Genomic DNA, 12,801 nt, shown 5'->3' on the forward strand with positions numbered 1-12,801 from the left:
GAACTCCTCGTGTCAGACGTCGGCAAGCAGCGGGCGCAGCTTCCCGGCGATGAGCTGGACCTGGCGGGCCACCATCTCCTCGGGCATCCCGGCCAGCGAAGCCCACAGGAACACCCCTTCCACCGGCAACCCTGCCACGTACGCCCTGATCGCCTCGGCGGTCTCCTGCGGGGTGCCGTAGAGGAACTGGCCGACGCCGGTCGCGCTCAGTCCGGTCGCCCGCCACTTCTCGGGGTCGATCGGGCGGGGGACGGGCTGGTCCGTGCCCTCCACCAGGTACCGGCGATAGCTGTCCCACTGGTAGGCCAGGTGCCTGCGCACCACGGGCCAGTCGCCGTCCGGGTCCTCGGTGACGAAGGTGGTGAACGAGCCCTGCATCCGGGCGATCGAGGCGTCGTATCCGCTCTCCGCGAGCCCTTCCCGGTACGGCGTCAGCAGCGCCGGGTTGAGGGACAGCAGTCCCGTGCCGAGCCGGCCGGCCCGTCGGGCGCCCTGCGGGCCCTGGTAGCCGAGCCAGATCGGCAGGGGGTCCTGGACGGGGCCGGGGGTGACCAGGGCCTCCGCCCACAGGCCGCGGATCTCCCGCACCCGCTGGTCAGTCGTGGAGTAGCGCTTCGTGAGGTCGGCGCCGAACAGGCGGTACTCGGGGACCCGGTAGCCGGTGCCGAGCCCGAGGTCCAGGCGCCCGTCGCTGATGATGTCGACGATCGCCGCCTGTTCGGCCAGTTCGGGGGCCGCGTGCAGCGGTGCGGGGACGACCGCCGTGCCCAGGCGGACTCGGCGGGTGCGGGCCGCGGCCGCCGCCGCCATGGTGAGCGGCTGGGGGAGATATCCGTCCTCGAAGCCGTGGTGCTCGGAGAACCAGACCGAGTCGAGGCCGAGCCGGTCCGCCTCCTCGCACATCTCCAGGGCGAACCCGTACAGCCGCGGCCAACTCTGCCGCCACGGCGGCGGGTTACGCAGATCGAAGTAGATGCCCACCTTCATGCCGGTACGTCTCCTGTCCTGCCGTCGGCCAGTCGGATCGTGGCCTGCGCGACGGCGACCCCGTGCCCGGGCGGCAGCAGCCGCACCGGGCGCAGCTCCAGCGCCTCGATCTGCGGGAGGTCGTCGACCATCGCCGAGATCCGCAGGACGGTCTCCTCAAGGGCCGCCAGATCGATCCCCGGGCCGCCCGCCCGGCCGTCCAGCAGCGGGGCCGCCCGCAGTGAGCGGACCATCTCCCGGGCGTCGCGGTCGCTGAGCGGAGTGACGCGGTGTGCGACGTCCGCCATGAGGTCGGCGTAGTCCCCGGTGAGGCCGAAGGAGACCACCGGGCCGAAGACCGGATCCGCGCCGACGGAGAGGAACGCGTCCGGGCCGGGGCCCGGTTCGGTGTGCCGTACGGCGATTCCGTACGCGTTGAGCAACTCGGCGGCCACCGCCGCCGGAACCGGACCGGAGGCGCACGCGTCGGCCAGCGACCGGGCGCGCTCGGCGTCCACTCCCGCGAGATCGGGTACGACGCCGGCGGGGGTGCTGCGCCACACCTGGTAGGCCGCCGCGTGACCGAGGGAGGTGGCCGCCGCTTCGGGGAACGTGTAGGTCGGTACGACGAGTTCGTCCCGGTGGAGCAGGTCGGCGACGCCCGCGCCGCCCAGGAAACTCGTCACCACCGGTTTGTCGGGCCGCCCCGCTGCCGCGTCGAGAATCGCCTCCGCCACCTCGTCGGGCTTGTCCGCGAGCGGCGGCATGAACAGGACGACGGCCGCGTCGATGCCGTCGTCGGCCAGCACCGCGTCCAGGGCCTGCCGGTAGTGCTCGGCCGTGGCCATGGGGGACAGGTCGACCGGGTTGGAGACGTCCGCGTGGGGTGGGAGCGCCGAGCGGAGCCTCAGCCGGGTGCCTTCACCGAGTGCGGGAACGAGCAGGCCGTTCGCCGCGCATGCTCCGGCCGTCAACGCCGCCGGTCCGCCCGCGTTGGTGATCACGGCGACCCGGTTGCCGGGCGGGGGAGGCTGGTGGGCCAGCAGCAGGGCGACGTCGAACAGCTCCTGGAGGCTGCTGGTGCGGATCACCCCGGACTGGGCGAACAGCGAACTCACCGCCGAGTCCGCGGGGCCCGGGTGGACCGCGACGATCGGCTTGCGCGGGGTGACCCGGCGGGCGATGCGGGCGAAGCGCCGCGGATTGCCGAAGGTCTCGACGTGCAGCAGGATCACCGAGGTCGCAGGATCCTCCTCCCACCACCGCAGCAGGTCGTTGGTGGACACGTCCACGGCGTGGCCCACCGACACGAAGCTGGAGAAGCCGAGCCGCAGCCGCTTGGCGAAGTCGAGGACCGCGAGCCCCAGCGGCCCGGACTGGCTGGACATCGCCACCCGGCCCGGCGTCGGCAGGGCCGGCGAGAAGGTCGCGGCCAGCCGCGCCGCGGGGGTCGTGTTGACCACGCCCATGCAGTTCGGGCCGACCAGCCGCATCCCCGACGTACGGGCGAAACGGGCCAGCTCCAGCTCCGTCGACCGCCCCTCGACTCCGGTCTCCCCGAAGCCCGTCGATACGACGACCACGGCTCTGACCCCGGCCTCGGCGCACTCGCGTACGACGTCGGGCACCGCCTCGGCCCGCACGGCCACCAGCGCGAGGTCCGGTGCCTCGGGAAGGTCCCGGACGCTGGGATGGGCGGGTAGCCCGGCGATCTGCTCGGCCTGCGGGTTGACCGGGAAGAGGCTGCCGCCGAAGCCGCCCCGCAGCAGGTTGGCCACGATTTCGTGGCCGATGGTCAGGGGGCTGCGGTTGGCGCCGATCACGGCGACCGAGCGTGGTTCGAGCAAGGGCTCCAGGGACCGCCGTACCGCTGTGTGCTCGCGGCGCTCGGCCCGGGCCACGGCCTGGGCCTGCGGGTCGACGGCGATCTCGAAGTGGATGATCTGACCCGGCGGCCCGGCCTCGACCCGGTAGCCGGAGCCGAGGAACACGTTGATCATCCGGGTGTTGTCGGCGAGGACGTCGGCCTCCAGGACCCGAATGCCCCGGGCGCGTGCGGCAGCCGCGATGTGCTCCAGGAGCAGCCTGCCGAACCCCTCGCTCTGGTGGTCGTCCCGGATGGTGAACGTGACCTCTGCGTGCTCCGAATCCTGAGGGGAGCGGACGTAGCGGACCAGACCGGCGATCTCGTCGCCGGCCAGGGCGACGAGCGCCAGCTCGTTGAGGTAGTCCACGTGCGCGCCGCGCCGGATGACGTCGTCGCGGGCGCGGACCACCGGGCCGAGGGAGCGGTAGGCCAGGGTGGCCCGGGACAGGCTGCCGACGAAGGCGACCAGGCGGTCGGCGTCCTCGGGCCGGACCGGCCGGACGAAGGTCGACCGGCCGGTCCTGACCAGTCCGGGCCGCTCCAGGTCCTCGGGGTACGGGGGAGTGGTCACGGTGTCCCGCCGCCGCTCAGACGGCCGCCTCCTGCGGAGTCTGCTCGGGCAGGTCGAACAGCTCGTTGAAGGTGCCGCGCGTGACACGGTCGCGGACGTCGACCGGCACGCCGTCGAACAGATCGTGCAGCGTGGCCTGGGTGTGGCCGTAGGTGCCCTCCAGGTGGGGATAGTCGTCGCCCCACATCACGTTGCGGTAGCCGGTCGACTCGACGATCTCCACCGAGCTCTTGTCGTGCTGGAAGGACGCGTACACCTGCTGCCGGATGATCTCGCTGGGCAGTCGGCTCAGCTTCGGCCGGACGAACATCCCGTGCTGGCGGTACGCCTCGTCCATCCGGTCGCCGATGGCCGGCACCCAGCCCGCGCCGCCCTCCGCGATCAGGATCTTCAGGTCCGGATGGCGGTCGAGGGCGCCGCCCGCGACCATGTGGGACACGACCCGCATGCCCGGGTAGGTGGTCTCCATGTAGTTGACGACCGCGCCGCCGGGCCCGCGGAAGACGACGTTCTGTGCGCCGGTGCCGATGTGGAAGCCGAGCACCATGCCCGCTCGCTCGGCCGCGGTCCACAGCGGTTCCCAGCGGTCGAGGGCGTACTCCTCGCCCTCCCGGGTCGAGCACGGCAGGAAGATCGCCTTGAACCCGATCTCAGCGGCCCGCTCCAGCTCGGCTACCGCGTCGTCGATGTCGGCCGTCGAGACGCAGGCCGTGGTGATCACGCGCTTGTTCTTGCTGAGGATCTCCTCGTGCGCCCAGTCGTTCCAGGCCCGTACGGTCTCCCGGGCGAGCTCCCGGTCGGTGATCGAGACCAGCCAGAACCCCATGGAGGGGAAGGCCAGTTGGGACCACACGCCTTCCTGGTCGAGGTCCTTGAGCCGGACCTTCAGGTCCCAGGCACCCGGCGGGCGCATGGCGTCCATGAAGTCGCCGAGCTGGCGGTCGATGCGCTCGCCGTCGATGTAGAGCATCTCGTACTTCTCGCCGCGCTCGCTGCGCGGGGCCCGGGCGCCGAGCCGCGCCGGCAGCCGCTCCGTCCACACGTCGGCGGGTTCCATCACGTGGGAGTCCCCCGAGTTGACCCAGATCTTCGACATACCGCTCCTTCGGGTCAATGGATGTAATCAGTTAGCGATTTTAGATGGGTGGGGGCCGGAAGGGAAGGCGAGGGGAGAGGGTGCAGTTTAATTCGTCTAATTGGTTGACTGATTGCGCTGATAGCTGGAAGATCTGGGCACCGAGCCGCGAGGAGGCGCCATGGTCGGTGACAGGGACACCGCTGACAGGTACTTCGAGCCCCAGGTGGAGACCATGCCGCGCGCGGAACTGCGGGCGCGGCAGGAGGCACGCGTCCTGGAGCTCGTCGAGTACGCCTACGCCAACTCGGCCTTCTACCGTGAGCTGTGGGACCAGCACCGGGTCCACCCGCGGGACATCCGCTCGCTGGACGACTTCCGCGAGCGCATACCGTTCATCACCAAGGACATGGTGCGCGCCTGTCGCGCCCGCACCGGCGATCCCTTCGGCGGCCTGCTCTGTGTGCCGACCGAAGAGCTGACCTCCGTGTCGTCGAGCTCGGGCACCACCGGTGACCCGGAGTTCTTCGCCGAGATCTGGCAGGACGCCCCGCCCCTGGTCACCGCGCAGGTCCGTGACCTGTGGGAACTCGGCCTCAGGCCCGGCGACCGCGTGCTCAGTCCGCCCGGTACCTTCCGCAACCTGATGGACCCCGGCTACCAGGCGCTGGGCGCCGTGGTGATCGAGATCGACACCTGGATCGGGAAGATGGACCAGGTCGTCGAGGCGCTGCGCACCTACCGGCCGGCCTATCTGCAGATGATGTATCCGCAGATGGTGGAGCTGGAGCACCTGGCCGAGAAGACGGACCTGAAGGAGGCGTTCTCCTCCCTCAAGGGCGCCTCGTGCGCCGGGCAGCCCCTCAGCCGCAAGATGCGCGAGCGCATCCGCGACGACTGGGGCATCGACGTCTACGAGTACACCAGTGCCGCCGACACCGGTACCGCCTGGGAGTGCCGCGAGCACGACGGATTCCACCTGTGGGAGGACACCGTCTTCGCGGAGTGCGTGGAGGTCGGGGAGGACGGCTGGCGTGAGGTCCCCGAGGGCGACCTGGGCGAACTGGTCGCCACCGACCTGGACAACCGGGCCGCGCCGCTGATCCGTTACCGCAGCGAGGACCTCGTCCGCCTCTCCGGCGACACCTGCGGCTGCGGCCGTACCCATGCCCGGATGTGGGTGGCCGGGCGGCGCGGCGACGAGACGCTGGTGCAGGGGCGATCCGTGGTCCTGCGGGACATCTGGCAGGCCGTCGAGGACCAGCCGGAGACGGTGGCCGGGGTGTTCCAGATCGTCCGGGACCGCCGCGAGGTCGACGAACTGCGGCTGCGCGTCGGCTACGACCCCGCGCTCACCGGAGATGTCGACGCCCTGGCCGGCCGGCTGGGCGAGGCCGTGCGGACGCGGACCGGAGTCAAGCCGGTGCTCGACATGCGCACCGAGGAGGACCTGTTGAAGACCATGACCAGCGTCGCCAAGTTCCCCCGGGTGGTGAAGAGTTGATGGCCCGCGCCGACACCCTGGCCCGGGCCGGGGAACTCGACCGCCCCGAACTCGCCTACCTGGTGCCCTTCCGCACCGCCGACGGCACCCGGGAGACGGAACTGACCTGGGCCGAACTCGCCAGGGACGCCGACTGGGTCACCGCACGGCTGCGGGAGCACGGCCTCGCCGCCGGACAGCGGGCGCTGCTGACGGCCTCCGGCTTCGAGGGCTTCTGGGGACACGCGGTGATCCGCGCACTGAAGTCGCTGCGGGTGACGTACGGCATCGCCGAGGCGATGGGCTGGGACCACCGCCGCACCTCGGTCTTCCACCGGGAACTGCGGCCGGACGCGGTGATCGGCCTGTCCGCCGAGACTCTCGAGGGACTCGCCGGGGCCGTCGACATCGGCGAGATGTTCCGGCCGACGTCCGTCGTCCTGGCCCGGCCCGCCGCCGTCCCGATGCTGCGCGCCGTGGGCGTGCCGGCCGGTCTGTTCTCGGCCGTCGGACCGGCCCTCGCCCTGGAGTGTCCCGAGCGGAGCGGCGCGCACGTCAACGCCGCCGAATGGCGGGTCGGCGACCGCGACGGGGAGTTGTTCGTGGCGGCCGGGGACCAGCGCACGTCGCCCCTGCCCGAGACCCCGCTCGGTGTCCCGGGCCGGGTCGTCGCCAGCCGGTGCGCCTGCGGCAGCGCGGACCCGCGCGTGCTGTTCACCGAGGTCCGAGCCGACCAACCACTGTCACCGAGGAGTTGAGGATGTCCGAAGGAGTGGTCGACGGCCGTGTCGTGGTCGTCACCGGAGCCGGCAACGGCATCGGCCGGGCACATGCCCTGGCGTTCGCCGCGCACGGCGCGAAGGTCGTCGTCAACGACCTCGGTGGCGCGCGTGACGGCGGGGGCGCCTCGGCCGGACCCGCGCAGGCCGTCGTGGACGAGATCGTCGCGGCCGGCGGCGAGGCCGTCGCCAACACCGACTCCATCTCCACCTGGGACGGCGCCGGCCGCCTCGTCCGGCAGGCCGTGGACACCTACGGCGGCCTGGACGTGCTGGTGAACAACGCCGGCATCCTGCGCGACCGGATGATCGTGTCGATGACCGAACAGGACTGGGACAGCGTGCTCGCCGTCCACCTCAAGGGCAGCTTCGCCACCCTGCACCACGCGGCCGCTCACTGGCGCGAGCGCGCCAAGGCCGGTCACGGCAACGACGCCCGGGTGATCAACACGACCTCCCCGTCCGGCATCTTCGGCAACCCCGGACAGTCCAACTACGGGTCGGCCAAGGCCGGCATCGCAAGCCTCACGATCATCGCGGCCGCCGAACTCGCCCGCTATGGCGTGACGGTCAACGCCATCGCCCCCACGGCGCTCACCCGCCTCACCGACGACATCGAGATGATGCGGCGGGCGGCGCAGAGCCAGGACCTCACCCCGGAGGCCATCGCGCCGCTCGTGGTCTGGCTGGGCTCGGCGGCGTCGCGTGAGGTCACCGGCCGGGTGTTCGGCGTCGTCGGCAACAAGATCACCGTACTGGAGGGCTGGGTCAACGGCCCCGGTGCGAGCGCCGGAACCCGCTGGACGCTCGACGAGCTGTCCTCGGTGGTGCCGAACCTGGTGGCCAAGGCGGCACCGAACGCCGACGCCCTCGGCAATCGGAACGGGGCGTGAGATGACGACGACGCAACGCCCTGTTGCCGAAGGCCTGTTCACCTGGCCGCCCGGCGCCGACAACCCGCTCCGGCTCATCGGCTCCGAGTGTGCCGACTGCGGCCTGGTGAGTTTCCCGGCCGCCCCCGACTGTGTGCGGTGCGCGAGCACCGAGTCGAAGGAACGCCTGCTGGCGGACCGCGGAACGCTGTGGACGTACACCACCCAGGACTTCCGCCCACCGTCCCCGCCGTACGACGGACCGGTGGACTTCGAGCCCTACGCGGTCGGCTATGTCGAGCTTCCCGGCGAGCTGCTGGTCGAGGCCCGGCTGACCGAACCCGACCCGCACCAGCTGCGGATCGGTCAGCTGATGCGGCTGACACTCGTGCCCTACACCGTGCGGGACGACGGCACCGAGGTCGTCACCTTCGCGTTCACCCCGGCCGACGAGGAGACACCGTGACCGAGGCCGTCATCATCGGCGTGGGGCTCCACCCCTTCGGACGCTTCCCCGGGAAGCCGGCGCTGGACATGGGCGCGGACGCGGTGCGCCTCGCGCTGGCCGACGCGGGCGTCAACTGGCCGCAGATCCAAGGCGGTTACATCGGCAGCTACGAGGTCGCCAACCCGGATGCCATCGTCGGACGGCTCGGCCTGACCGGTATCCCACTGCGCGGAGTGTTCAACGGCTGCGCCACAGCCGGTACGGCCATCGCGTCGGCCGCCCGTGCCATCGAGACCGGCGAGCACGACCTGACCATCGCGATCGGCCTCGACAAACACCCGCGCGGCGCCTTCGCGGCCGATCCGTCCGTGGCGGGCATCCCCTCCTGGTACGGACAGACCGGCCTCTTCCTGACCACCCACTTCTTCGGCATGAAGATCAACCGCTATATGCACGACCACGGCATCTCCCACGAGACGCTCGCCCGGGTGGCCGCCAAGAACTTCCGCAACGCGGCCGGCAACGACAAGGCCTGGCGCCGAACTCCGCTGACTCCGGAGGAGATCCTCGCCTCGCCGGTCCTCAACTACCCACTCCGCCAGTACATGTACTGCGGCCCGGACGAAGGCGCGGCGGCGATCGTCCTGTGCCGCGCCGACCAGGCGCACAAGTACACCGGAAAGCCGGTACGAGTCCGCTCCACCGCCCTCCGCAGCCGCAGGCTCGGCGCCTTCGAGGTGCAGAGCCCCTCCTTCCCCGCCGGAGAGCCGGTCGCGAGCCCGACTGTGGATGCCTCCCGTGCGGCGTACGAGCTCGCGGGCATCGGCCCCGAGGACGTCGACGTCGCCCAGCTCCAGGACACCGACGCCGGGTCGGAGATCATCCACATGGCCGAGAACGGCCTCTGCAAGGACGGCGAACAGGAGCGTCTCATCGCCGAGGGCGCCACCGAGATCAACGGCCGGCTCCCGGTCAACACCGACGGCGGCCTGCTCGGCAACGGCGAACCCATCGGCGCGTCCGGACTGCGCCAGATCCACGAGATCGTCCTCCAACTGCGCGGCACGGCCGGGACCCGGCAGATCCCCGGCACCCCCCGCGTCGGCTACACCCACCTGTACGGCGCGCCGGGCGCGTCGGCGGTGACGATCCTCTCGACCTGAAAGCACAGGGGACCCCGCAATGGACCAGGAAACGCAGGATTTCGCCGCCCAGGCGCGCCGCTTCCTCGACGCCCACGTGGCGAAGGCGCCCGACCGTGCCGCCGTCACCTGGGGCGAGGGCGACGACTCGATGGCGTACTTCAGCAGCCTGCCGCCCGAGGAGGAGGCGGAGCAGGTGCGGCGGGCGCGCGCGTGGCAGCGGATCCGCCACGAGAACGGCTTCGGCTGGATCACCGGCCCACCCGAGTACGGCGGCCGGGGCCTGAGCCCCGTCCACGAGCTGCTCTACGACACCGTCGAGTCCGAGTACGACGTCCCGGACACCGGCGTCCTCGGCGTGGTCGGCCTCGGCATGATCGGACCGACGATCCTCGCCCACGCCCAACCGCCCGTCAAGGAACGCTGGTTGCCCGCGATGTACCGCGGAGACGCCATCGCCTGCCAGCTGTTCAGCGAGCCCGGCGCCGGATCCGACCTGGCGAGCGTGGCCACCCGCGCCGTCCGCGAGGGCGACGACTGGGTGCTCAACGGGCAGAAGGTGTGGACCTCGGTCGCCCAGCACAGCGACATAGGCCTCGCACTGACCCGCACCAACCCCGACGCGCCCAAGCACCGCGGCATCACGGCCTTCCTGGTCCCGATGGACGCGCCCGGCGTCGAGGTCCGGCCGCTGCGCCAGATGACCGGCGGCGCCGACTTCAACGAGGTCTTCCTCACCGACGTCCGCATCCCCGACGACCACCGCCTCGGCGAGGTCGACGGCGGCTGGACGGTCGCCCTGACCACCCTGATGAACGAGCGCGACACGGTCGGTGGCGAGGGTGCCGGTCCGGTGGCCGCGGCCCTGTCCCCGCAGCACCTGTCGGCGCTCATGCGCGCCACCTGGACCTGGGACGACCGCGCCCTGCGCGGACGCCTCGCCGAACTCCTCGTCGACGCGATGGCCACCGGCTACCTCAACGACCGAGCCCGGCGAACCCTGCGCGCCGGCATCGCCCCCGGCCCCGAGAGGTCCGTCGCCAAGCTCATGTACGGCCAGAACCTCACCCGGGCCGCCCACTTCGTGTCCGAATGCCTCGGCCCCCGCATCATCGCCGACACCGGCAGGTGGGGCATGTACTCCTGGTCCGAACTCCTGCTGGCCACACCGGCGTTGCGGATCCTCGGCGGCACCGAGGAGATCATGAAGAACATTCTCGCGGAACGGGTCCTGGGTCTGCCGAAGGAGGCACGCGCATGACCGTGGACGAGCGCGAGCTGAGGGAACTCCGGGCATCCGTACGGGAGTTCCTGGAGGACAAGTCGCCCGAGGAAGCCGTACGCAAGCTCATGGAGAGCGAACCGCGCTTCGATGTCGAAGTGTGGGCGCAGGCTGCCGACCAGCTGCGGCTGCCGGGCCTTGCCATCCCCGAGGAGTACGGAGGCGACGGCTTCGGGCTCGTCGAACTCGGCGTGGTCCTGGAGGAGATGGGCCGCGCCCTGTTCTGCGCCCCCTTCTTCGCCACCGTCCTCCTGGCCGCCCAGGCCCTGCTGGCCTCCGGCGACAAGGAGGCCTGCGCACGCCACCTCCCCGGCATCGCCTCCGGACGCACCACGGCCACCCTCGCCGTCGCCGAGGACAACGGCTCCTGGGACCCGGCACTGATCACCGCACGCGCCCTGCCGGACGGCGACGGCGGGTGGCGGCTGAGCGGCCGCAAGTGCTTCGTCCTCGACGGTACGACGGCGGATCTGGTCCTCGTCGTCGCCCGCACGGTCGCCGGGCCGGCGCTCTTCGCCGTGGAGAGGGAAGCGACGGGCGTGACCGCCGAGCCCATGGAGACGCTGGACGCCACTCGCGCGATGGCCCGGCTGACCCTCGACGCGGCGCCCGCGACCCTCGTCGGCGCGGACGGGGCGGGCGGCCGCATCATGGCCCGCGTACTGGACCTGGCCTCGGTCGGGCTCGCCGCCGAGCAGACGGGCGGAGCCCGCCGATGCCTGGAGATGAGCACCGAACACGCCTGTACCCGGCACCAGTTCGGCCGCCCGATCGGCTCCTTCCAGGCGGTCAAGCACAAGTGCGCCGACATGCTGGTCCAGGTCGAACTGGCCGAGGCCGCGTCACGGGAGGCCGCGCGGCTGGCCGCCGAGGGCTCCGCGCAGTTCCCGGTCGCCGCGGCGGTCGCGCACGCCGGCTGCTCCAAGGCGTACATGTTCGCGGCCATGGAGAACATCCAGGTCCACGGCGGCATCGGCTTCACCTGGGAGCACCCGGCCCATCTGTACTTCCGGCGCGCCAAGTCGTCGCAGCTGCTCTTCGGAGGCCCCGCGATCTACCACGAGCGGCTGCTGGACCGGCTCGGCATCTGAGCGGCGAGCCGACGAGAAGGCCCCGGGGCATCGGCGGATCCCCGGGGCCTCGGTCCGTGTACCGCTCAGCCCCGGGCCGCCTCGCCCAGCAGGGCCTTCGCGATGATGACCTGCTGGATCTGGCTGGTCCCCTCGTAGATGCGGAACAACCGGGCGTCACGGTAGAAGCGCTCGACGGCGACCCCGCGCATATAGCCCGCCCCGCCGTGGACCTGCACCGCGCGGTCCGCGACCCGGCAGACCATCTCACTCGCGAAGTACTTCGCGCACGAAGGGCCGACCTTGGTGTCGGTGCCCGCGTCGAAGGCGCGGGCGGCCTCCAGGACCGTGGCCCGGCCGGCGTAGTAGTCGGTCTGCGAGTCGGCGATGAGGCCCTGGACGAGTTGGAAGGAGCCGATGGGCTTTCCGGACTGCTTGCGCGTGCTGGCGTACGAGACCGACTCGTCGACCAAGCGCTCGGCCATGCCGACCATCAGCGCGGAGATATGGACCCGCCCGTGCGCGATACAGCCCATCGCGGTGGCGAAGCCCCGGTTGAGCCCGGCCGCACCGCCGACGAGGGCGGAGGATGGGACGCGTACGTCGTCGAAGTACACATCCGCCGTCCACGCGCCGAACTGGCCCATCTTGTGGTCCCGGGGCGCCACGGTCAGACCCGGAGTACCGGCGGGGACCAGGAAGGTGGAGATGCCGCGGGTGCCGGGGGCGTCGGGGTCGGTGCGGGCGAAGACCATGAAGACGTCGGCGAGGGGGGCGTTGGTGATGTAGCGCTTGGCGCCGTTGACCACCCAGTCGTCACCGTCCCGGTGGGCGCGTGTCGTCAGCGTCGAGGGGTCCGAGCCCGCCTCGGGCTCGGTGAGCGCGAACGATGCCAGTACGTCACCGGAGGCGATCCTCGGCAACCACTCGGCCTTCTGTTCCGCCGTGCCGCCGACCATCAGGACGTGCCCGGCGATCCCGTTGTTCGTCCCGAACATGGAGCGCAACGACGGTGTCGTGTAGCCGAGTTCGAACATCAACCGGGCCTCTTCGTACATCGAGAGCCCGAGCCCGCCGTACTCCTCGGGCAGCGCGAAGCCGAACAGCCCCATCTTCCTGGCCGCCTCGCGGATGTCCGCGGGCATCTCGTCCTTCGCGTCGATCTCCGCCTCCAGCGGCACGACTCGCTCCCGGACGAAACGCCGGACCTCGGACAGCACGTCGCTGAAGTCAGCCGCGTCCATGT

The 12,801-nt window shown here is 71.4% G+C and carries 11 protein-coding genes; 7 read left to right on the plus strand and 4 right to left on the minus strand.

The genetic code is table 11. From position 1 onward, the window contains the following. Window positions 1-12: 12 nt before the first annotated feature. The 3 genes from ABZ848_RS03975 to ABZ848_RS03985 are packed head-to-tail and all read right to left on the minus strand — an operon-like array spanning window position 13 to window position 4,500. Window positions 13-987 (minus strand): LLM class flavin-dependent oxidoreductase, encoded by a 975-nt coding sequence (locus ABZ848_RS03975; protein WP_360824822.1) that lies wholly within the window; start codon window positions 985-987, stop codon window positions 13-15. Next, on the minus strand, window positions 984-3,404 hold the full coding sequence (locus ABZ848_RS03980; protein WP_360824825.1) for a GNAT family N-acetyltransferase: 2,421 nt from the start codon (window positions 3,402-3,404) through the stop codon (window positions 984-986). Before ABZ848_RS03980 ends, ABZ848_RS03975 begins: the two co-directional genes overlap by 4 nt. Window positions 3,405-3,420: 16 nt before the next feature. Then, window positions 3,421-4,500 carry an amidohydrolase family protein gene (locus tag ABZ848_RS03985; RefSeq protein WP_360824828.1) on the minus strand — a complete coding sequence of 360 codons (1,080 nt, stop codon included), beginning with the start codon at window positions 4,498-4,500 and terminating at the stop codon, window positions 3,421-3,423. A gap of 160 nt (window positions 4,501-4,660) precedes the next feature. On the opposite strand from ABZ848_RS03985, the gene ABZ848_RS03990 reads away from it, so the two are divergent. From ABZ848_RS03990 to ABZ848_RS04020, 7 genes are read left to right on the plus strand one after another with little or no spacing between them, the layout of a single operon-like run. After that, a complete protein-coding gene (locus tag ABZ848_RS03990; protein WP_360824831.1) occupies window positions 4,661-5,983 on the plus strand; it encodes a phenylacetate--CoA ligase family protein in 1,323 nt (440 codons plus the stop codon). Further along, complete coding sequence (locus tag ABZ848_RS03995; protein ID WP_360824834.1) at window positions 5,983-6,720, plus strand: hypothetical protein; 738 nt, start codon at window positions 5,983-5,985, stop codon at window positions 6,718-6,720. Before ABZ848_RS03990 ends, ABZ848_RS03995 begins: the two co-directional genes overlap by 1 nt. A gap of 2 nt (window positions 6,721-6,722) precedes the next feature. Beyond that, on the plus strand, window positions 6,723-7,634 hold the full coding sequence (locus ABZ848_RS04000) for an SDR family oxidoreductase (protein WP_360824837.1): 912 nt from the start codon (window positions 6,723-6,725) through the stop codon (window positions 7,632-7,634). Window position 7,635: 1 nt separating this feature from the next. Continuing rightward, window positions 7,636-8,079 carry an OB-fold domain-containing protein gene (locus tag ABZ848_RS04005; protein WP_360824840.1) on the plus strand — a complete coding sequence of 148 codons (444 nt, stop codon included), beginning with the start codon at window positions 7,636-7,638 and terminating at the stop codon, window positions 8,077-8,079. Then, the gene (locus ABZ848_RS04010; protein ID WP_360824842.1) at window positions 8,076-9,224 is read left to right on the plus strand and encodes a thiolase family protein; all 1,149 of its coding nucleotides are present in this window, start codon (window positions 8,076-8,078) and stop codon (window positions 9,222-9,224) included. The genes ABZ848_RS04005 and ABZ848_RS04010 overlap by 4 nt, the downstream gene beginning before the upstream one ends. A 19-nt stretch (window positions 9,225-9,243) precedes the next feature. After that, window positions 9,244-10,464 carry an acyl-CoA dehydrogenase family protein gene (locus tag ABZ848_RS04015; protein ID WP_360824845.1) on the plus strand — a complete coding sequence of 407 codons (1,221 nt, stop codon included), beginning with the start codon at window positions 9,244-9,246 and terminating at the stop codon, window positions 10,462-10,464. Further along, window positions 10,461-11,576 (plus strand): acyl-CoA dehydrogenase family protein, encoded by a 1,116-nt coding sequence (locus ABZ848_RS04020; RefSeq protein WP_360824848.1) that lies wholly within the window; start codon window positions 10,461-10,463, stop codon window positions 11,574-11,576. Before ABZ848_RS04015 ends, ABZ848_RS04020 begins: the two co-directional genes overlap by 4 nt. 65 nt (window positions 11,577-11,641) lie before the next feature. Here the strand turns inward: ABZ848_RS04020 and ABZ848_RS04025 are convergent, their stop codons facing one another. After that, window positions 11,642-12,799, minus strand: coding sequence for an acyl-CoA dehydrogenase family protein (locus ABZ848_RS04025; RefSeq protein ID WP_360824851.1), 1,158 nt, complete (start codon window positions 12,797-12,799; stop codon window positions 11,642-11,644). Window positions 12,800-12,801: the final 2 nt, after the last annotated feature.

Origin of the sequence: Streptomyces sp. NPDC047081 (genome assembly GCF_040643775.1) — a bacterium.
Lineage (GTDB): Bacteria > Actinomycetota > Actinomycetes > Streptomycetales > Streptomycetaceae > Streptomyces.